Source organism: Mycolicibacterium baixiangningiae, assembly GCF_016313185.1.
GTDB lineage: Bacteria > Actinomycetota > Actinomycetes > Mycobacteriales > Mycobacteriaceae > Mycobacterium > Mycobacterium baixiangningiae.
On the sequence record NZ_CP066218.1, the window covers coordinates 6,110,776 to 6,131,960 of the forward strand.

Sequence of the window (21,185 nt, forward strand, 5' to 3'; positions counted from 1 at the left end):
CTCGGGCACGCCCACGGGGTCAGCCTGTCTTCGGGGGCGCAGGGTTCCAAAGGCCGGATCGCTTGATCGGCGTCGTTCGTAGTCGCGCTATCTCGCTGTTGGCGACTCGGGGGGTGTATTGCTCGAGTTCGCCCCAGTCGCGACCGAGGTCGTCTTTGAGGTAGGAGGGCAGTGTTCGGGCGGTCAGTAGGGGGTCGATCCAGCCCAGTGGTCCGCCGCCGAAGGCGTCTTGCCAGAGGTTGGTTGTCTGTGCGCCGCGGCGGTCGGGGAGTATTCGGTACTGGGGAATTTGCATGACCCCGTCTCGGAGTGTGAGTAGGTGCTGGCAGGGGAAGTTGAGACCAACAGCCCAGTCGATCATCACGGGGGTTTCCGGGCCAATGAGGGTGTTCAGGACGACGGTGTGTGGCACCCGCGGCGGGGTGATCGCCAGCCATTGATTGGCGTCGAGGTCTGTGTCGCTGGCAACGATCCGTATCACATCGACCTCGGAAGGTATGGCCGACAGGGGAATCCGCAGATTGCGCCATGACGGCGCTGGCCCGATGTCGATGGGGGTCACCTTGGCGCGCGCGACGACGTCTCCGGTGGGCGTCGTGGCGCCTAGTTCGACCTGAACGTCTTGGCCGTAGGTGGCGATGCCATCGCGGTCGATGGAGCGCACACGCCCGGCAACGGCGATGGCGACCAGGTCGCCACGGTGCCCCGCCGAGTTTGGCTCCGGTAGCCGGTACCAGTCGGTGGTGATCGAGGCTGTACCGGTTGCGGCGAAACTCCCAAGAATGGGCGTGGCGCGGGGGTTGAGCCCGAACGGGAGCGCGACGGAACTTCCGTTGATGCCGAGGGTTCCACGGCCGCCTCCGGTTCCAGCGGAGTTGGTGGGCGAGGATGCGGCAGCGGCCACGGTGGCTACGGAGTTTGCGGTGCCGGCGGTGCCGAGGTCTTCATCGGACGTAAGGTCAGCTGCGACCCCGTTGGGCGTGAATCCGGTCGCGCCGCCGGCGTCCAGTGCGGCACCGGGATCACCGTCGAGGGGTGCCAGCAGGGAGGCGTTGGGATTGGTCTCGACGAGGACGTCGTTGGCCAGGCCGCAGGGGCTGCCGAGAAGGGCGTCGATATTCGACCGGGCGATCGAATAGGCGGGATACTGGGCTACCGCGGCCTTGGCCAGGGAGGCGACCTCCAGGACGACCATGAACGCCGCGGCGATGACTACCGGTGAGGCTCGTCCCCACCGGCTCGGCCTGGCCGTTTGGTTGGCCAGGGGCGATTCGATGCGGTCGTGAATGTGAAACCACAGCGCGGCCGCCAGCGCGATCACTGTGACCCCTCGGAACACGGTAGCGACGCCAAATCCGTTGATGGAGGGTGCTTTGTCGAACCACGGCACACCCCAGGTCGACACGTACCAGTAGCCGTTTCGGCTGGTTAGGACGAGCGCCATCAGGAACGCGGTGGCGGCCGTCGCGAGCGCCTGATTTCGGCGCGACCGAAGAACGGTCGGGCCGATCGCAATCACCAACACGGCCGCTACGGAAGCGGTCAGCCCGGCGAAGACGCCGAAGTGATGAGTCCACTTCGTGGGGGTGAACATCATCAGCACGATCGCGCCTGCCGTCACCCCGAGCAGTCGACGCGTGGGCCCAGTGGCCAGGCCGGGGATGCCGTGCCTGCGTAGCAGCACTGCCGTCGCCGCCAGGATGGAGGCGATCATGACGAACACGCCGAATCGCCGTGCCGGAGAGCCATCGACGGTGTCTTGCAGCAGGTACTGGTAGCGCAGGTATTCCTGGAACCACGGCAAGCTGGGACCCGCCGCGTCGTGTGCGGCGATCATCGGCGGAACCGCGGCGATTGATTGGTCGACGAAGACAGCGACGAGCACGATGAGCCCGGCTGCCAGCAGCGGCCCGACTACCGGGAGCCAGCCGTAGTCCCGGGCTTTGGAACGGATGATCGCAGCGATCGGTCGAGATGCTGCCAGGAGTGCCGCCACACAAATCAGGCCCGATGGCCCCGCCGTCAGGGTGAATGCCGCCACCAGGATCGCCGCTGCTACTGGCAGCAGCCGCCGCGTGGCGACGGCCCGCTCGCAGGACCACCAGGTCAGCAGAACTCCGAGGGCGACGGCGGGCTCGGGGCGAAGCCCATTGTTGTAGGGCAGCCAAAAGGCGAGGAAGACCAGCGCCGCGCCCCATAGCGGCAGGCGAGAGTTGACAGCAGCTGCGCCCAGCCGCGGCAGCACCCTAGTGCTAATGAGCCACCATGTGGCCAGCGCGAGGACCAGGGCGGGCAGGCGCATCCATACGCTCGCCGTGGATAGGTGGGTCAAGAGGGCGAAGAGATTGTAATACGGTGTGCCGAACGGCGTTTCGGGGATCCCGAAGTAGCGGAAGTAGTTCACCATGTAGCCGGCGTCGGCTGACGCGCGAGCCATCCCCAGTTGATAGCCGTCATCAGCGGTGTTTGCCCCGATGACGTGCCACAACGCCAAAACCGCCACGACCAGGACATCGGGTGCCGACAGACGTCGCCACCGCCACCGCCACCGGTGCAGACCGGACTGCAGGCGCGGTGCACGTCGATCCATCCGAGCCAGCAGAATCAGCGACACCGACGTCGTCACACAAGCCAGCGCGATGAAGGCGACCTTCGTTGGTGCGGGGTGAGAGTCGAATCGGTCGTCGATGTGTGCGGTGATCGTCAGACCCGGTGTGGTAGCGGGGTCGACGTCGCTGAAGATGCCGACGACTTGCGGGCGGTAGTCGCCAGACAGGACCGGCGCCGTCACCGCGGATGCGTTCTCCACGGTGGTGGTGGTCTCGGTGGCCGACGACGCGATACGGATCGTGCAGTCAGCATCGGTGAGCCGGTCGAGCGGGACGTCGAGGACAGCGATGTTGCGCAGGATGATCCGCAGCCGGGCGGCATCGCCGCTGCCTGCCGCTTCTGTCCGGACGAAGAGCCCGTCCTTCTGCGCGGTTGGGCTCGATGACGGGATCGTGGAGGCGATAACGGTATCGCGATCTCCACTGCGGACCGCCACGGCGCACGGAATGGCGGCTTCGAGGTCCAGAGGCGCGTACGCCACCAGAGGTGCAGTGACGTTTGCGCCGGATCCGGGCTGCGGCCAACTCAGGGTGACATCGTCAACGACTACGGGCAGGAACGGGACGGCCAGTGCCAAGGCCGCGCCCAAGAACCCGCAGACCGCGGCTAACACAGCGACGGCCCGACGGCGATCCGGTGTCCGGGGTTGTTGGCCGGTTACCTCCACCGCCGCAGCCGAACTCACGACGGCGCCGTAACGATAAGTCCCACTGTTCGGCGAACATGTGCTGAGTCGGTCGATCGGCCGCAGTGGGCCCGGCTTCCGCCCCCCTCTTTCACAACTCCACAGATATATGAAGCATTTGTTACAGTCAAGTGGTGCCACGCACCGTCGACCTCGACAAGCGCCGCGAGCTGCTGGCCGACGTCGCGACCGTACTGGCCCGCACCGGGTTGATCGACACTTCGCTGCGCGCGTTGGCCGCCGAACTGAACACCAGCGCACGCATGCTCGTGTACTACTTCGGAAGCAAAGAGCAACTCATCCTGGAGGTCCTCAACCGCCAGCAACGTGCCGCGATACCGCAGACATCCGAGGTTGAGCTGCCCACATCGATTGCTGCGCATCGCCAATGGTGCTTCGAGGACTGGCATGCTTGTACCCAAGGCGAGCGCCGCGACACACTTCGCATCGTTGAACAAGTGTTCGGTGCGGCCTGCGGCCGCGACAGTCCCTATCGCGAATACACCTGGGAAACACTGACTCTGCTCACTCGCAATTCCCGCGCTCGACTACTCGCACTCGGAATGCCCGTTCACGTTGCGGAGACCCGATCGCGGATCGCCCTGGCCGCCTTCCAGGGCATGCTCATTGAGTACTTCACCGCGCCCGACCCAAGTTATGTCGATGACACCTTTAGGCGATTCGTCGACGAGTTCCTGCTCGCCCCGTTTCCTCCCGTCGACCAAGAATCCGAACCTGAGACGAGGTCAGGATGAGCATGACCCCCGACGACAAAGCCTGCGACACAGTCGCCGCAACCAGATCGCCGGGGTCGTCGACACCGACTGTCGAGACGGGCGCGGGGTATCGCGATCTTCGACGCGGGCTCCTCAGCGCAGCGATTGGGTTGTCGGCCTACTACGGTGCCCGCGGCGCCGGAGCTACCCCCGTCGACGCAATGATCATTAGTACCCTGGTCTGCGCCGGCCGCGCGGCCTACATCGGAATCAGACAGCGACGGTTCGATGCCATCGCATGCTTCCTGATGTTCGCCAACGCAGTCACGCTCGCGGTAGCAATCTGCGCCCGGTCTCCTGTCGCCGTGATGTTCGGCCAGAAGCTACCCGGCGTGGTGTTCCTGGCGTTCGTACTAGGAAGTCTGGCAATGGGTAAGCCCATGACCGAAGCATTCGTCAAATGGATTCGCCCACAATGGGTTCCCGATCACACAACTCAGGCCGGACGTACCGCACACGAGGCACGGGCCTACCACCGCACTCACATGCGACTCACGACTTGCATCGCTGCAGCACAAACACTGCATCTCGCCGCGGCCAGCATCGTCATCCTCACACTGTCGGTCGACGTCGCCCAAGGACTGCTCAGTTTTCTTGCTCTGGCCACCGACCTCGCGGTTCTGCTGATCACCGTTGGTGGGGTCAGTCGATATCTCATGCGACGAAACTCCACCGTCCCCGGGTAGGCCCCGCACGTACCGTCCGGCGTGTCTCAAATCCGCTGCACAAGTGCAGCGTTGGTGCAGCCGACGCGCCACGGCGAAAAATAGGCGGGCGTTATGTGATCGACTGAAGACCCGCTAGGGCGCCTGCGGATGAAGTCGAACGCGAAAACCTACACGGCCGTCGCCGCGGCTGTGGCTTCTCAAGCTTGATGTCCGATCTCAAGTGCGATGTCCACCCGATGTCCAATTGGGCTTGAGCTGGGCTCTCCTGGACTGTCTCACGTCCGCCTGGCTGTGTCGTCAAGGCGTCAGGCCAAGCGCGAGTGGTGTTCAGTCACGAACCGACGGATCTCATCATTGACCGCTTCGGGTTCCTCTGCTGCTAGCGCGTGTGAGGCGTCGGGCCACAGTCGATGTCGCCAGCTTGGTACGGCCGCCTCGATCCGCTGGATCGCCCGCTCGGAGTTGTGAATTGTGTTCCGGCAAGGAGAACCTGGACAGGGGCTGCATGTCCGGTCTTGGAGCCGTGGGGTACCGCCAGCACTCACCCCAGCGTGACCGGTTCGGGCTGGTTGTCGCCCTTGGTCGTGGTCATGTCGCGGCACTCTCCGTAAACCTGGATGTCTCGGTTCGGGTTGCTTGCATTCTGCGGTCCCAGTACGGCAACGACGTTGTTTTTCTTTAACACGGTGCCGTGGCTCTTGAAATTAGGGTCGGGACTCCATCCCCTGTCCTGGAGTCGCTGCGCCATCTGCGCGATCTCTTCACTGGACGCATCGAAGGTCTCCGCCGGCGGATACGCGATTCTGATCTGGCCCCGAAAGGGCGCCTCGCCCTGGTCGTTGCACGAGGAATGCCAGAAGAATGCTTCGATGACCGGCAGGTCGAGTGTGTCGACGAGGTCGGTTGCGGCGTCGACGACTTGTGCCCTGGACTGTTCAGGCGTCACGGGGTTGGAAGCCTCGTTATTGAGGGAGTTCACGGCATCACATCCTGATACGAGAGCGGCGATGAGTGCCGCTGCGGTCACTGCGCTGCGCCATACCAGTGTCTTCACGTTTATGGCTCGCTATCCGTAGGTATGTCCGCTGGTTCCCGGGCGGAAAATCTCCGGGTCTATTTCTGGGCCCATCTCGGGCAGGCCGGGAATGCCGATCTGGAATCGGTGGTCGGCCGTCATTCCGAGATCCTCCAACATATTGCCGTGCCCTGATGCGATGGTGGCGATGCTGTACAGCGATTCACTGCCGGGTTGCAGGTAGGTGCTGTGGTCGGAGATGGGATTGGTGAGACCGGGCACTTCGGCCTTGAAGCGTGTGGAGCCGAAATCGTCGTCTGCGGGGTCGTTGCCCAATCCGACGGTGATGTCGGTGCCGGGAATTGTGGACTGGTTGCCGCCGAGGTGGGTGACGGGGTCTGAGGATGCGGCGCCTACATACACGTGGCCGCCTTCGGGGAGATGAAAGTCGGCGGCGCTTTGAGCTAGGTCGGTTCCTGGGGAGCCGATGAGTACGACGTCGTCGACTCGCATCCCCGATCCGGCGGCCGCGTCCGCCACCGTTGTGGATCCGTAAGAATGGCCCATCACCGTGACGTGCGAATCACCCTGGTTCGTGACGCTGAGCGCGTTGACGTCGGCGGCGAGCAGGTCGCCGCCTTGGCGTGCGAGGTCCGGTTGACCGACGCGTATGTCGGCCATGCTGTCGGGGGCGTCGTAACCCATCCAAGCTACGACTGCGGTGCTTCGGGTCGGGTCGGCCTTGGAAGTCTGGTCGTAGACACGCGCCGCGTCGTCTTGGCTGAGCCAGCCCGATTCGACGCTGTTACCGGTGCCGGGCACGACGACGGCTGTGTTGTCGGCCTTGTCGGGGTTGCCGATCGCGATCGCGGCCCGGCCCTGGTTGTTGAAGGCATTCGGCTCGTAGACGTAAAGGTAGGTCTCCGCGCCGGTCTTCGCGTGCTGGGCCGCGAGACCGTCGCGCACCTTGAGCGCGTTGTAGTAGCGCTGCATGTCGTCGTACGGGACCGCTTCGGTCGCGTTCTCCACACGGGCGATATCGCGATTCATCACCTCGATGTTGGCTTTGCTTCGGTCCTCGACGGGAATGCCGTTGAGGTTGCCTACTTTGTCGGGCTGCTCGCGTAGAAGCCGGTCTTTGTCGGCCTGGCTCAAGGACTCCCACCACTTCTTGACCTCGTCGGGTGACTTGTCCTGCGGGATCCTGGGGCCTGTGTCCGGGGGCTTTTGAGGGATGTCGCCGATGCCGGCCCAGGACGTCGAAGGCTTTGCATCCAGTGCGGCCACTGCGCTGCGCAGGTTTTGGCCGATTTGTCGATCTGTCGTATCAAACGACGCGAGAAGGGTTTTCATCGTCGTGCTGTTGGTTACCGCGAGCTGCTGGACCTGCATGGCGTTGACTTGGCTTGTTTTCGCGTACTTGTCGAGGGGACTGCCCGGACGCACCGACACGCTGCCATCGGCCCCGACCTGCCAACCCTGGTTGCGCAGTTGATCGGCTGTCTGCAATACATTGTTGCGGGTCTGGGTCAGCGTTGCGCCGCCCTCCTGCAGGGTGGACTGCAGCTTCGTCATGGACTCATGCATCTGCTGCATCTGTTGCACCGTCGGGGTGGCCTTCGCGATCGCCGCGTCAGACCCCGAGCCCTGCCAGGAGGACTTCAGGGCGTTCAGCGTGCTCTGCTGTTGGTGGATCCGGTCGTTGAGTCCGGAGGCGGACTGACCAAGTGCGGTGCCCGATTGCGTCAGGCTGTCCGGATTGGAGGCTTCGACCTGCGGGATTGTCACCGGCACGCGGCGCCTCCAGCCGGCCGGTTCATTCGGCGATCCGTCGCAATCGCTGGGCGAACTCGCTGTCTGCCTGGTGATAGCGCTCGGCAGCCGACGATAGCCGCTCCGAATGCGCCGTTAGGTCGGCGCTCACCGCCGCGGCCGCACCGTCGAGCACCGAGGCGACGATCTGGCACGCCTTGCCGCTGTCCAGTCCTGACATCGCCTGCACTGCACCTGCCATCGATTGGCCTGCGTTGATACCCGCGACGTAGGCGCTGACATCGGCCTGCGCCTCTGAGGCAACGCGTAAGCGCCCAGGGTCAACGCGCAACGTAGCAGCCATAGAAACGATGGTAAGTCCGCAAGGAAAGGGTGCCGCACATCAACTTTGTCTGGAAGGACCTGCGGCGTCGCTCGCCGGAGATTGCCCGGACCGCCTGCCGTCGCCGTCGACATGCGCCCCGGGCGGACGACGTGGACCGCGTCCGGTCTGCGGTGGGCCACAGCGAGGATCGGGGAAGCGTCCGCGCGCTGAGGCGCTCCCGAGATTAGCGCTTGGGCGGCTGCTGCTTCGCGAGGTAGGCCTTGACCGCCGCAGAGCGGCGATGGTCAGCCGGGACCACCCTGTCTTCCAACTTGGCCGAGGCCTTGGTGGAGCGCACGCCAGCCTTTTTGATGGCAGCCTTCGATACCACCACCGTCTTCGGTGTTCGTTGAGCTACCACTGCACCTCCCTGAACCAACGAAAGTACAAAGCTACCGCGGCGAGACCGACGTTGACCACGACGTTTACCCCCACCTCAGCGCGTCAATGCTAGGGGCACAGGCTTTATCCGCGCTCGTCGGCCATGAGGTACACAGGGTTTCGACCCAGCCGCGGCGAGTCGGGTGCAGGATGCTCGGTTCTCCGCATCGTTCGCAGGCGATCGCGGAGGCGTGTTCGGCTTCGTCGGTGGTGGCTCGACACCGAATTCGAGTGCGCTGCCACCGCCGGCTAGTTGGGTCAGAACGTCGACCGTTGGACCGACGATGTCGTCGCTGAATATGTCGGAAGCATCCGAATCGTAGGTCGCTGCAACATCGTCGCCGAAATACCCGTCCCGCTCGTCCATCGAGCGTCGACAGTACTGCCGTTGACGTTCTACCTCACCTGGTTTTCGGCGCAGCGGATCGCCTCTGATGCCAAGCTACTGGCAGATCTGGTGCGCACTGACCGGCACAACCACCGCCCGATCGCCGGCACGCCAGAGGTGGGGCTCCGCAGTCGAGTGTCTGGCGACCGGCCCATCAACGCCCCGCGGAGGGATCCCACGGGTCGATAACACCATCTTCAATCTCGACGCGCTCGTGCTGAAGGTTCGGATCGCCAGATCCTGCAAACACCTCGGCCACGTCTGGCCATCGCCGCCATGACCGCGGCTTCGGCGGAACTAACTTGGCTACCGGGCGGCCTGCACTAGTAATCAGGAATTCTTCGCCAGCCTCAGCCCGACGTACAAGCTCTGCCGCCTGCCGCCCAAAGTCCCGGAGGTCAACGGACTCCATGACGCTGTCTTAGCACAGTCGCGGCACCATTATCCCTCAATCTTCCGACACGGCGCAATGGCTAGTAGTAGACCCTCTTCGGGAAGGCGGCGCTCGAGACACTCGACACCCTTGCATCAGTTCCGCACCCCTTTAACCCTTTTGAAAAATGATGGTTTCAAAAATCAGCAGATTATCCCGCCGTCTTTCGGCTGCAGTCGTGCTACTACTTCAAATGATTTGAAGACATATGAGTACTGACATGTGCGAGGTCTAGATTTCCACTTTCCGGAACTCCCAGCAAATTCCCTTTACAAAGATTGTCGGCGCTGGCTAGTCACGATATGCACAACGTGCTGGCCAGACTTGAACGGGCTCGAGGCTCTTCCAGTCCTATTCCGTGGTCTGTCAGAAAGTTTCGCGCCAATTTGGACGCTGATTGCATCAAAGACCGCGCTTGCGTAAACCGCAGCCCGCTGCTTAACTCGTACCTGGTGTTGCGGTAGTTCAACTAAGAGCTAATCTTTGGTGGCAAGTTATACAGAGATCGACTAGATCCGAGGAAAGGACTTGTGGTGACCGATTTTGTCGTTCAACAAAACCCTCGAAAGAAATCTCCTAGGCCCCACGTAGGCCCCGCGACGAAATTTTTTGCCGACGTTTTCAATCAGCTTCTGGGAGTCACCGGCGCGCGCGATGTTGAAACGGGGCGCGTTAGACAAGCGAAATGCACGTCGCTATCGCAAGTGCTGAGGTATCAGCGGATGGGACAGGCTTTGCGGGGCACGTCCCAAACCAGTCTTTACAGGCTTTCGCGTGCTGAGACGAGTCCGAGCATCGACGTGGTGTACGAGCTCGCCAAAGCGTTCAAGGTGTCGCCACAGGTGTTCCTGCCCGAGCGCCTGGACGATTGAAGACCAGCCTTCTCGGAGACGCCGGCAACATGACGGAGGGAGATCCCCTGTGATGCTGAACGAGGCTGAAAGCTCCGGCGACGAGGGGCAGACGGGGGGGCAAAGATTCCAGCACCCCGAGGATCCTGAGATCTTGGGGATGGAAATCCCCGACGACGCCGGGCCGCACCGCGAAGCGCTTATCGAGATCCTGTCGCGGATCCCACCGCACTGGGGACGGTGGATCGATTGCGAGGCGGGGTGGTATCACCTGATCATCGAGCTACACGAGCACCTTCTCGACCTAGACCCGAACTACGTGGTGCAGCAGATCAAGCAGAAGTACGGCGCGCTCCGTTACTACGCGGGCTCATCGATTAGCGATCCCGTTGTACAGGAACGGTTTTCTGCTCTGGTCGACGTGGCCGAACGATTCTCGAAGTCGGTGTGCGAGGTTTGCGGTGAGCAAGCGCGACTATCGGTCTCCGATGATCCGGAGCCCGCGTATAAGACGATCTGCGCCGACTGCGCGGCCGCATCCGCTGCCGCCGGCGGCCGACGCTATCGCCCTTACGTCACGCCACCCAGGTGAGGTAGGTAATCGTTAACGCTCGGATGTCACGCGTTCCGGACGAGTTCGGCGACGGAGACCTCCAGCGCGTCGGCGATATCGAACAGTCGCTCGTACAGCAGACCTCGGCGGCCTGACTCAACCGCGACCAGCAGCGTTCGATCCACCCCGCAGTACTCCGCCAGCCGCTCCTGCGTCAGGCCCCGCTCGGTTCGCACCCTCCTGATGTTCTGCCCGACGGCACGTCGTCGCTGCTCCCATTTGTCGACGCGGCGTGGATCATGCTGGTTCGGACTGGTGGGCACCTAGACAAGAAATGGGCACAAAAGGCCAAAAGTCTGTAGCAGTAGTTCTACATTGCTGGATGAGTTCCACCGCAGCCCACGCAGCTGGACCAAGCGGGAAGGCTGACGCGCCCGCCAGGCGCGAACTCCTGCCCTCTCGAGTCACCCTTCAGCGCGATGAATCCCTGGACGGCTTCCTGGAGCGGCTCGCTCGCGCGAACGGTCTGCGCTCACGCCAACTCCTGCGCGTGCTGGCCTCGCTGGCCGGCCCGAGCATCCCGACGACAGCATTCCTCATGTTCGAGGTCGACCCGGCGTTCCTCGATCGGTTGGCGCGGATCAGCGGCGTCTGTCCTGAGGAGCTGCAAAACGCAACGCTCGCCCGCTTTGGCGGGGGCTTACCACTGCAGTTGGATGGGCTCAATCCGCGGGAGCGCACGAGCTTTCGTCAGGTTGTCATGCAGGGGTGGTTTCCGCAGTTCGGCTCTGCGATATGCCCGGAATGCCTTGCCAGCGATGGCTTGTGGCAACTGGCGTGGCGGCTCCCTATCATCGCCGCCTGCGTTCGTCATCGGGTCCTACTCACGCCGCGTTGCGCCGGCTGCGGCAAGCGGTTCCGCACCCATCGCTACGCAACACTGCGACCTATCCTCAGCGCGGCGGAGCCGTGCGGTAACTCGTTGGGCTTGCGCACCCACTGCCACCACCCGGTCACGGCTCACAGTAGCCAACCTGCGGGCCCCGAAGTCCTCGCTGCGACCTGCGCCATTCAACAGGCAATAGAGGGCTGCCCGACCAAAATGCTCGGGAGCACAACCGACGCCCGGGTGTACCTGGCTGAACTCCGGCACGTCGCGACCCTGCTGCTTCATCTGTTGTCGAGGTCGGGCGGGGAATCGGCAGTGGCCTGGGGCGAGGAGCTTCATCGAGAGGCAGCCACCCGCACGACATCACGTCGCGGCCCGCGGTGGGGCATCACCCCACCCGGCAGCGCGGCGGCGCGAGGCGGCGCACTCGCCGAAGCCCACAACATTCTGAGCCAAGACAATGTGCAGGCCGCAGGTGACCGGCTCGCCGGCTGGCTCTGGTTGATCGAGGATCACAACGGCCCCGCGGTCTGGCTCAAGCAGCGAACCACCCAGACGACCACCACCACGCAGATCATCGATGCCGCGGTGGCTCCACGCCGTCACGTCGGTCGCCGACTGCGCGCTGTCAGCGATGGCGGCCGCAGCCTCCTGCCCGCGGCGATCCCGCAACTGTTCGACGCCGCTCTCTATGCGGAGCTTTTCGAGGGCATGCTCGGCGGCTACGAGGTGACCGGCAGAATGTATGTGTCGCTGTGCGTCGTGCGGCTGGTGAGCCCCGCGACCAACTGGTCCGAGGCCGCCTTTCAGCTCAACCTGGATCCGGACATCGGAAGGCGCACCGCCCGTGCTGCCAGCAACCGAATGCGCGTCACCCCGGCCGCCCTCGAGGAAGCGGTTCGTCAGGCGCACCGTGCGCTCCCCCGCGGCCGTGACTTCCGTGTACGCGAGTCCCGTGTTCGCGCGCTCGCCGCCAACCCGGTTGCATGGGAGGACTGTTGGCGTGACACGACCTCACCGCGGCGACGGTCAACGTCGTTGCCGTACGCCGTGACCTGGATGTGGTGTGAGGTGGCACAAGGAACCCTTGACACCAGCCCAGCTTGGGCCGAGGGGCCGACGCCACCGGCGAAGGTGGCTTACCGCGCCTTCCGCGACAAGCTCCCCGAGGCGTCGAAGGACTTCCTTCGCGCGCTTGTGCTAACCGACGCTATGAGCTGATGTCTAGGCCACATCCTTCGTCGGCACGTTTGCTCAGATCCACTTCATCGAGATGGCGAGGCAGGATCTTGTGCGTGCCGTCGACGGTTGCGTTGATCGCCGCCTCGCACAGCAGCGCTTTGAGGTCTCCGAGATAGCCCTGAGTACGCTCTTGAAGTGCCCCGGCGAGCTCCCTGAACAACTCCTCGGGCTTGCTTCTCGGCAGGTGAGGAGCAAGTAACTGTTCGAAGTCACGCACAATCACCTGCCAGCCCACACGGTCCTCTTCATCATCGGGACTCTCGACTTTGTAAGGCCCGAAACGACTGAGGCGAAGGCGGCATGCGATCTGCGGGTCGTTTACCAGGGCCGTGTCTTCTAGATCGGCGCCGATCAGAACTAACGAGACGCCGATCTGACCGAGGCGTGTATTGAGGTGTTTGATGTGATCGAGCACGTCCCGTCCCGACTTCCAGTTCGTCTTCAGCAGATGAACGTCGTCAACGATGACGACCTGTGTTCGATGTCGTCGCACCGCTTCCATCGCTGCTGCCGAAATGTCTCGTTTCACCCCGTCCGCGGGCAAGTTGAACACGCCCAGAATGGCCGCATCAACGTCCTTAATCTGGGATGCAGCGTCGAGGTCGATCCACGCGAGCGGACACAGATCGACTTCGTGCCCGGGTTCGGGGTGGAGGATCGGTCGTCCGTAGGTGTCCAGTTCAGCGCCGTCAATCCACATCAGGTACTTCTCGCGTGCCCAACGCATCATCATCGTGCTCTTGCCGGCATAGTTCGGCCCCGAGAGTGCTGGCAGGGTCTTGGCACCTGGTGGTGTCAGCTTGTTGATTCGTACAGCCTTGGAAATCTCTCTGAAGATCTGATCCACCTCGCTCGTCGGCAAAAACAGGTTCTGCAACCATGCGGTCAGCCTGTCCAGGTGGTCTTCACGTTCCTGGTCGTTCATCCCCTTCCATTGCCTCACTGTGAGGGGCGCAGGTTCTGATGGAGGTTGCCTCACGCAGTACTCATGCCACAGTTGCGCGTCCACGAACTAGATCCCCTCGGGAAGGGGTGGCCAGACTTCCCGCGCCGCCGCCGACCTACGCCTTGCGGGTGGCCGCGCGGGCCGTAGGTGGTCTTGAACCCGTTGTGCCTCAGCATGATCAATCTTGGCCCGCTCTTCCCGCATCCTGGCCGCGATCAGCTGTTTCTGCAACTTGGGTTTGGCAGGCGTCTCGGTGATCTGCCCGAGCTCGTCGATGATCTGACGCGTGGCGGAGTGCTTGTTGAGCACCAGGTTCCCCCCGCGGCGGCGAATGCGCTTGAGCGCGAGATTCACGATGGCCTCGGTCATGGGGGCAACGGTGCGGTCCGAGCCGCGCCATTCGATGGGTTCCACCCGTTTCGTCGCGGGGTCGTGAAACCAAATGCGTGAGAGGTCCTGTGGGTCATAAAAGAAGGGTGCCGCGCGGTCGCCGGCTCGGAACTGCCCGACCGGCACCGACCGGTAGGGCTCAAGAACTGTCAGAGAGTCATACACCATGTTCTTGAACTCGACGCCGGCGTGACTGATCGTGCCCCACTTGACCGGGAGAAACTGGTAGATCAGATCCGGCTGCTGCGGTACATCGATGCGCCCGGTGATCTCGGTCATCGCATCCCACAGCTCGAGTGGACACACCCTCGCCGCTTCCTCCCCCGGCAGGATGATGCCCTCGTGCCCATAGCGGTGGTAGTCCAGCGCGATAAAACGGCACAGATGATCCTGCAGTTGGCGAGCGGTCAACAACGGTTCTTCCGCGACGAGCTTGCCGCGTTGAGAGACATTGCGGCCCTTGTACCCTGGGATCTGTTGCAAGCCGCGTTGGATGGTTTCGTGCCACCGCTCCACATGCGGGTTGTCGTTCGGCTTTCCGCCACGGTTGAGCATCAGGTCAATACCCAGCATGATCAGAAGCGCCCGGAACTGCATGCATACGAAGATGGACCCGTGGTCACAGCGAATAGCATCCGGCATCACCGACGGGATCCCGTGCTCGCCCTGGAGGGTGGTGAAGTTCGGCGAGAGAACACGTTTGCCAACCTGAATGGGTACGCCAGACAAGTCGAGCTGCTCGGGTAGCCCCACCCACCTCCAGTCTCCGATCGAGGTGCCATCGACCTGCAGAGAAAAAGGCCGACAGATGTCGTAGAGCAACAATCCTGCTTCGAAACCTTTTGCACTTCGCGGGACGACGCGTAACGCGAGGACCACCCGGGTCGCCACGTCGATGGCGGTGATGATCTCCACGCTGCACGGGTCGCCGGAGAGAGGGTCGTAGACGAGATTGTCGGCGCGAGTGACGTCGATGGCGACGACTTGTCCCGGCCGAATCGCCGGGTAGTGCTTCGCACCGGAGACCCTGCGGGACTTGCGACTCCTCTGCGCCCGGGTTGTGGTTCCTCGCTCCCGCTTGAGGTGAGCGAGGTACTCGCGGGTGATGCGTTCAGGCGCTACAAAGTCATCGATACCATTCTCTTTCAATTGAACTCGGGTGCGGCGGTCGATCTCTTGATTCGATATGGTCGATCGGTCCCCGTCGAGGGTGTCGACGATCTGGGTTGCCACCTGGCGGTACCGCGAGTCGATCAACTCCCAGGACTTGCTTTGCCGTGTGCTTCGCTCATCGATCAGAGCGAGGAGGCCGCGCTCCTTGAAGTTACGTACCCAGAGCCTAAGCGTGGAGGGGCTGTACTGAGCTGGTCGGGTTTCACCATCCTGAAGCCGCCCCCGCACTCTCCGATCAAGTTGTGCCCCAGCATTCAGTTCTGCTGCCATCGCTTTGCAACGTTGGTTCTCGGACGCTCCGCTCGGGCCGTACGGGGGTCGCGGCTCACCGGGACGTGCAAGACACTGGTGACCATCGCGGTAGCCGGTCAGGATTTCCTGGACGATTTCCATTTTGAACAGCGCCGCTTCGCGTACGTCGTCTACGAGGGTGTCCCACAGTGGGCGTAGCGAATCAGAAAGCGCACAGACCTCGCCGCCCTCGAGGCCGCGGATCACGCCGAGCGCCACCCAGCTGACCACCGACGTTTCACCGCAGGAATAGTGCAAAGTGACACCCGCAGCGCCGACTACACCCGTGAGTGCGAACCCTCGCTGGGTCAGGACTTTCGTGCCTTCGATCAGGCTGGTACGTCCATCAGACATGGCTTCTCCGCGATCTCGCTGAGATAGGGGTGTACAAGGTCCACTGGGTGCCCATGTCGAGACGCAACTCGCCAGTCCACACCAGATGCCAAACCACCGAGATGTTTTCACCTGTCCCGTCATCGGCGCCGAGAAGCGAGCCCACAGTCTGACCGTCACGTTCGGCCATGCGGAGTATTTCCTCCTCGAAGCGGTCCGCCCAGAGAGGTCTGCGACGAAACCCGTGCAACCACAACAAGTTCGTGCGCTCGGTGGTACTCACTCCTGTGAACACCCGGTAGCGCCAGCCAACCCGGTCACATGCGTGGCGAGTGACGCCACTCTTGGTGCGGAAGTCGTCGTCTTGCTGCTCCAATGATCTGGCGTCCCACACAGTGACGCTTCCATCCGTGTGCTGGGTCAGGAGGTCAGGAACGTGGCTCACGGAGTCATCGGTCCTCCATTCCAAGCGGAACGGTTGAGCGATCAGCAGAACCACATCGGGATCACGATCGAGCTTGCGAACCAAGTCGTGCTCAAGTCCCGACTCCAGATGCAGCACACCAGAGTTGGTGTGCGAATATGCCGATACCGGGATATGACGGTTCTTGGACGACGACCGAGGCGTACGGATCGGCGCGAGCTTGTGCAGTGGTGGCGCGCCTTGAACTTGCCACATCCATCTTGTCTTCACGCCGTCGTGAAACTTCATTACCCATTCGAGATGTAGGACGCCGTCCGATAGAACTCGAACGTTTGTCAATGATTTCGTGCGACTCACAGCCTTTACCTCCATTAGGGTTAGGTGCGCCACAATATGCACCTCGGAGGTAGTTCACAGACCGAAATTCGAAAACTAGTATCAGTTTCTCCATCGGTACGCAGTTTTGCTGCGCACTCGGGCATCTACGTCGCGATTACTGAAAGTTCAACCTCTTGAGCAGTTTTAGAGGGGGATGCCAGTGCACCGGCTCTGCAACGTCTTGCTGCGCAAGGAACTCGCGAGCGACTTGATCTAGAGCAGTGACGGCGGTACCTGCAAGTCCCGCCCTAAAAGCAGTCACGAGTGTGTTCAGTTCCCGTTCGTCCATCTCGGGGTAATCGGACAATGCCAGGTTTGGCGACCCGCTTATTCTTTCGATCAGGTAGCACCTCGTCGCCACCAGTGAATTTACCATTGGTGGTGAATTTACCAACAATGGTAAATAGGCGCCTTCGGCTAACCGTTGTAGAGGAGCATCGTTGTCAAGCAACATTGAGTAGTCCAATCGGCGGCGACGGTCGTAGTTGATTTGGCCGCCGGCCTGTTCCAAGAAGTCACTCAGTTCGACCAGCGCAAGACTAACGGGCTTCCACGAGCCGGTGACGCTCAAAGCCGACAGCTGTTGAGTCAGAAGGCTTGGTCTTACGGCGACTCCTAAGAGTTGTAGGACTTCAGCAACTTTCAGATTCGCAGCGCCCACGAGGAGGGTCGCGCACGATAACGCCTCGCGCAGGACCACGGTCTTGCGACGACCGGTTAGCAGGCACGATGCCCATTCGGGCCAGATCGCCGCGGGCAGATGCGCAGCCTTCTTCTGTATCCGTTTTCGGCCAGACGCAGGTGCGCATGGCATTGCCGTGGCCGTTCGGTATCGGAGTTGCAGCTCGGGGCCCATGCTGTCACTGCGCGCTTTCAAGACGATGGCGGCGGCAACTGTGCTATCCCGCGCACAGGACCCAATCTCACCCGAGGCGGCACACGCGTTCTGTCCCTCGACGAACCACTGAGCCGCACGCCCGCACTCGCTCACAGTGGCGTTCCGCAGGACCGACAACGCCACCGTAACGCCGACCGCCATATCGATAGCGGATTGTGGCGCTTTGGCATTCAACGTTCCGCGAGCGGTCGCCGAGACATACTCGACTTCGACTTCGGCGGTTGAGTCTCCCTCTAGCCCCTTGACGCGTAGGGGCCGCACCGAGGCAGAAGTCAACACCCGATTCGTCAGGCTCCGAACCGCGTCCAGGGCCTCCGGCAACTGCCCCGGGTGCTCACGGAAAACGCCGAAAGTGTTGGCGCCTGAGTCGATAAAGGTATCGATAGTTCGTTGCGCCCAGGAGAATGCATGATCATTTGGCCATCGCATCGTGGGAACAGCGCCCAGCGGTTGTCCACACCTACAGGTGGTCGGAGTAGGTCTACGCCTGTAAGGCTGGGTCAGCCTTTGGTGCTTACCGCACTTCGTACAGAAGTCCACAAGAAGACAGTCGTGTCTTGGACACGCAAACGACCAGCCGAGCCGCCAGCGTAGCTGCCACCTCCCGTCTGTCTCGCGTATGCAGGCGGGGCAGAACCGAGACCGAGACAGCGGCCCGAAAGGAAACTTGGGGTCAAGGCGGTGAGATTCCGGATCCAGCCTCAAGGCCGCTCCGTCGTACCGACTCAGGGTCATAGCCTCGAGAGATTCTGGAGGTACGCCCGTGACGGCTGCTAGCGACTGTGATTGTGCCGGCGACAGCCACCTCGTCCAAGTCGACATTGCGGCGGCGGGCAAATTAGCAATCGTTGCGACGCCGCCGACGGTCATGCCCGTGGCCAGCGCGGTGGCCTCCAACCACGATTCGAGCGATTCACCCTTAAGTGGTTGCACCCGAACCGGCAGTAGGCGACGGTCGACTCTCACTTTGCACAGCTACTTTGACAAGGCCGTCGGGCCGATAGGGCCTATATCGACTTGACCTGCAGTTAAGCGTCGAGGAAAGTCAGGTTCACTGACGATGTTGTTTAACAATCAATGCACGCTTGTCAATCATCACTGCATCTCGACATGTGGCTACGTGTGCGCCATGTTGGCGAACCGCGACAAATGCAGTTGGTGCGCAACGGTAATCGTCTTCGTCGGCCCGTTACGGTGCTTGGCCACGATGAGGTCAGCTTCACCGCCACGCGGGTCGTCGCGCTCGAAAGCGTCCGGCCGGTGCAGGAGGATCACCATGTCCGCGTCCTGCTCAATTGCGCCCGACTCACGAAGGTCCGACAGCATCGGCTTCTTGTCGGTCCGCTGCTCCGGACCACGGTTCAACTGGCTCATCGCGATCACCGGGACCTCGAGTTCCTTGGCCAGCAGCTTCATGTTTCGGGAGAACTCCGACACTTCCTGCTGGCGCGACTCGACCTTCTTGCCCGACGTCATCAGCTGCAGGTAATCGATGACAATCAGCCGCAGACCGGCCTTCTGGTGCAGCCGGCGTGCCTTGGCCCGGATCTCCATCATGGTCAGGTTCGGTGAGTCGTCGATGTAGAGCGGCGCCTCGCTGATCTCGCTCATGCGCCGCGCCAACCGCGTCCAGTCGTCGTCGCTCATCCGGCCCGAACGCATATCGGCCAGTTTGATTTTCGCCTCCGCCGAGAGCAAGCGCATGACGATCTCGGACTTACTCATCTCCAGCGAGAAGATGACGCTCGGCAACTGGTTCTTGATCGAGCACGACCGCATGAAATCCAGCCCCAGTGTGGAGTTGTGCGTGGGCACCATTGACCGGCTCGCCAGGTACATGTGGCTGGCGTTGTCCACCTCCACGCACCGCACCGGGACGCTGGGGACCGGCCGCACATCGATAATGAACCGCGAGCTCGAGCGGGCGGTGCTCGCCGCGCCACGTCGTTCCTTGTGCAGTATCGCCTTACGGCTCAACCCGAAGACCTCGTCGTCGGTCGAGAAGTTGAGGGTGTACGCGGTCGACGAGCTCTCGGTCCGGCCCTTCACGACTTTCGTCGCGGTCTGGCACCGATAGCCCAGGCTCACAATCAATTCCGCTACATCGGCGGCCAACCGCATGTTCGTGACACTGAACTGAACTCCCCCACCGACGGTGACCGTGCCATCGGTGTCGAGTAGGCCGGCCAACACCGCCCGCCGCTGCGCTTCCGAAGCTCGCAGGTAGTCCTTCGGAATGTGCTTGTCGCCCAACACTCCGATCGCACGGAGTCGACCCTGCAGCGTCCCCGCCTCGTTGCGGCAGCTCTGGCATAGACGCAACCCGCACGACTTGCCACCACAGCGTTCACACGTGGGTGCCGGCACCGGCGCAGACACGAATCGCACTCGGCCGCCGCAGGAGCGCCCGCAGGTACGGACCTGACTGGTCTGAGGGACGAACTCTGCGCCGCATACCTCGCACGGCCGCGGCGCAATGGCCACAGGCGCGGGCAGCTTTAGCTGATACCGGTACGGAGCGCTGGTCGATGGGTGCGCCTCGACGCCTTCCCCCTCGATCCGCATCAGGATCTCGGGGTCCGCACTGGTGATCTGCGCGGAGGCGGTGGTGCCGTCACCCAACCACGCCCCCAACGTGTACGGGGGCACCAACAGCTCACGCGCCGACGCCTGCAGTGGTGCGGCGTTCATCACCGAGTGGTTCAGCCTGCGGTCGGCGGTCTGGCAGCGCAGCGTGGCTGCGATCTCTTGCGTCGTGCGTACCGCCGCCGACTCCGCCGATCTCCGCGACGCCCGCGTATCCGTCAACCACTGGTGTTCCGCGTCGGCGACGATCGTCGTGCCATCGGAGAACTCGACCTCGTAACAGGGCCGCCCCACCATGACGTCCGTCGCCGCGACGACCCGCGTCGGCCGTCCGTCCTCACCGATCAACTGATCGCCGACAGCGACCTCGCCCATCGTGGTCCAACCGTCCGGTGTCGGCAGCGGCGTATCCAACGCCAGCGCCTTCCCCATACCCGGCCGAGCCGCGATCACGATCATCTGCCCGGAATGCAGGCCGTTCGTCAACTCATCGAGCTCGGTGAAGCCCGTCGGCACACCGCGGGAGATGCCCCCTTGGGAGGCGATGGCGTCGATCTCGTCCATGGTGGGCTGCAGCAGGTTCTCCAGCACCACGAAGTCTTCGGAGGACCGGCGGTCCACCACGTCGTAGATCTCGGCCTGTGCGCGGTCCACGACATCGGCCACGTCCGCCCCGTCGGCGCCCGCGTACCCGTACTGCACAACACGGGTGCCCGCCTCCACGAGCCGGCGCAGCAACGCCTTCTCGGCCACGATGGTGGCGTAGAAGCCCGCGTTCGCCGCCGTCGGCACCGTCGAGATCAGGGTGTGTACGTACGGCGCCCCACCGATCCGGCGCAGCAACCCGCGCCGGTCCAACTCGGCGGCCACCGTCACTGCATCGGCTGGTTCGCCGCGCCCGTACAGGTCGAGGATCGCGTCGTAGACGTTCTGGTGCGCCGGCCGGTAGAAGTCGCCGGGACGAAGACGCTCGAGCACATCGGCGATCGCGTCCTTGCTGAGCAGCATGCCACCCAGCACCGCCTGCTCCGCGGCCGCGTCATGGGGAGGCTGGCGACCGAAGTCCTCACGGGGCGGCCCTTGATCCATATCCGGATGACCACGGTCGTCCACGACAGCCACAAGTCCCCCTATAGAT

The 21,185-nt window shown here is 62.8% G+C and carries 16 protein-coding genes and 1 pseudogene; 5 read left to right on the forward strand and 12 right to left on the reverse strand.

The features are described from left to right. Positions 1 to 19: 19 nt before the first annotated feature. Positions 20 to 3,091, reverse strand: a complete 3,072-nt coding sequence (locus tag I7X18_RS29105) for an arabinosyltransferase domain-containing protein (RefSeq protein ID WP_232375368.1) — start codon at positions 3,089 to 3,091, stop codon at positions 20 to 22. A 338-nt stretch (positions 3,092 to 3,429) separates the two neighbouring features. Between I7X18_RS29105 and I7X18_RS29110 the strand changes: the two genes are divergently transcribed. Further along, entirely contained in the window at positions 3,430 to 4,050 is a 621-nt protein-coding gene (locus I7X18_RS29110) for a TetR family transcriptional regulator (protein ID WP_193045345.1), read from the forward strand. After that, positions 4,047 to 4,757 (forward strand): VC0807 family protein, encoded by a 711-nt coding sequence (locus I7X18_RS29115; protein ID WP_198730508.1) that lies wholly within the window; start codon positions 4,047 to 4,049, stop codon positions 4,755 to 4,757. The genes I7X18_RS29110 and I7X18_RS29115 overlap by 4 nt, the downstream gene beginning before the upstream one ends. 523 nt (positions 4,758 to 5,280) lie before the next feature. Here the strand turns inward: I7X18_RS29115 and I7X18_RS29120 are convergent. From I7X18_RS29120 to I7X18_RS29135, 4 genes are all read right to left on the reverse strand, one after another. Next, positions 5,281 to 5,793 (reverse strand): lipoprotein LppJ family protein, encoded by a 513-nt coding sequence (locus I7X18_RS29120; protein WP_232375369.1) that lies wholly within the window; start codon positions 5,791 to 5,793, stop codon positions 5,281 to 5,283. Between the two features lie 12 nt (positions 5,794 to 5,805). Beyond that, entirely contained in the window at positions 5,806 to 7,548 is a 1,743-nt protein-coding gene (locus I7X18_RS29125; protein WP_232375370.1) for an alpha/beta hydrolase, read from the reverse strand. Between the two features lie 22 nt (positions 7,549 to 7,570). Further along, complete coding sequence (locus I7X18_RS29130; RefSeq protein ID WP_193045343.1) at positions 7,571 to 7,870, reverse strand: type VII secretion target; 300 nt, start codon at positions 7,868 to 7,870, stop codon at positions 7,571 to 7,573. A gap of 944 nt (positions 7,871 to 8,814) precedes the next feature. Beyond that, the gene (locus I7X18_RS29135) at positions 8,815 to 9,072 is read right to left on the reverse strand and encodes a type II toxin-antitoxin system Phd/YefM family antitoxin (RefSeq protein WP_193045342.1); all 258 of its coding nucleotides are present in this window, start codon (positions 9,070 to 9,072) and stop codon (positions 8,815 to 8,817) included. A gap of 554 nt (positions 9,073 to 9,626) precedes the next feature. Between I7X18_RS29135 and I7X18_RS29140 the strand changes: the two genes are divergently transcribed. Together I7X18_RS29140 and I7X18_RS29145 are read left to right on the forward strand one after the other, a co-directional pair. Next, entirely contained in the window at positions 9,627 to 9,965 is a 339-nt protein-coding gene (locus I7X18_RS29140; RefSeq protein WP_193045341.1) for a helix-turn-helix domain-containing protein, read from the forward strand. 49 nt (positions 9,966 to 10,014) lie between these two features. Continuing rightward, positions 10,015 to 10,536, forward strand: coding sequence for a hypothetical protein (locus tag I7X18_RS29145; protein ID WP_193045340.1), 522 nt, complete (start codon positions 10,015 to 10,017; stop codon positions 10,534 to 10,536). Between the two features lie 26 nt (positions 10,537 to 10,562). Here the strand turns inward: I7X18_RS29145 and I7X18_RS29150 are convergent, their stop codons facing one another. Further along, positions 10,563 to 10,820 (reverse strand): helix-turn-helix domain-containing protein, encoded by a 258-nt coding sequence (locus I7X18_RS29150; protein WP_193045339.1) that lies wholly within the window; start codon positions 10,818 to 10,820, stop codon positions 10,563 to 10,565. 59 nt (positions 10,821 to 10,879) lie between these two features. Here I7X18_RS29150 and I7X18_RS29155 point away from each other — a divergent pair, with 59 nt between their 5' ends. Beyond that, positions 10,880 to 12,607: a TniQ family protein gene (locus I7X18_RS29155; protein ID WP_193045338.1), complete on the forward strand. Its 1,728-nt coding sequence runs from the start codon at positions 10,880 to 10,882 to the stop codon at positions 12,605 to 12,607. On the opposite strand, the gene I7X18_RS29160 is transcribed toward I7X18_RS29155, so the two are convergent. The 6 genes and pseudogenes from I7X18_RS29160 to dnaB all read right to left on the reverse strand — a co-directional run bounded on the left by I7X18_RS29160 (position 12,597) and on the right by dnaB (position 21,169). Further along, the gene (locus I7X18_RS29160; RefSeq protein ID WP_226863288.1) at positions 12,597 to 13,553 is read right to left on the reverse strand and encodes a TniB family NTP-binding protein; all 957 of its coding nucleotides are present in this window, start codon (positions 13,551 to 13,553) and stop codon (positions 12,597 to 12,599) included. The two genes, I7X18_RS29155 and I7X18_RS29160, sit on opposite strands and share 11 nt — an antisense overlap. 87 nt (positions 13,554 to 13,640) lie before the next feature. Beyond that, the gene (locus I7X18_RS29165) at positions 13,641 to 15,782 is read right to left on the reverse strand and encodes an integrase (RefSeq protein ID WP_193045336.1); all 2,142 of its coding nucleotides are present in this window, start codon (positions 15,780 to 15,782) and stop codon (positions 13,641 to 13,643) included. Next, positions 15,775 to 16,473, reverse strand: coding sequence for a TnsA-like heteromeric transposase endonuclease subunit (locus tag I7X18_RS29170; protein ID WP_226863287.1), 699 nt, complete (start codon positions 16,471 to 16,473; stop codon positions 15,775 to 15,777). Before I7X18_RS29170 ends, I7X18_RS29165 begins: the two co-directional genes overlap by 8 nt. A 205-nt stretch (positions 16,474 to 16,678) precedes the next feature. After that, the gene (locus I7X18_RS29175) at positions 16,679 to 17,890 is read right to left on the reverse strand and encodes a hypothetical protein (protein ID WP_226863502.1); all 1,212 of its coding nucleotides are present in this window, start codon (positions 17,888 to 17,890) and stop codon (positions 16,679 to 16,681) included. Positions 17,891 to 18,061: 171 nt separating this feature from the next. Continuing rightward, positions 18,062 to 18,427 (reverse strand): annotated as a pseudogene (locus tag I7X18_RS30220) (TniQ family protein); the annotation flags it as partial. A gap of 150 nt (positions 18,428 to 18,577) precedes the next feature. Continuing rightward, on the reverse strand, positions 18,578 to 21,169 hold the full coding sequence (dnaB, locus tag I7X18_RS29180; RefSeq protein WP_404822777.1) for a replicative DNA helicase: 2,592 nt from the start codon (positions 21,167 to 21,169) through the stop codon (positions 18,578 to 18,580). Between the last annotated feature and the right edge of the window lie 16 nt (positions 21,170 to 21,185).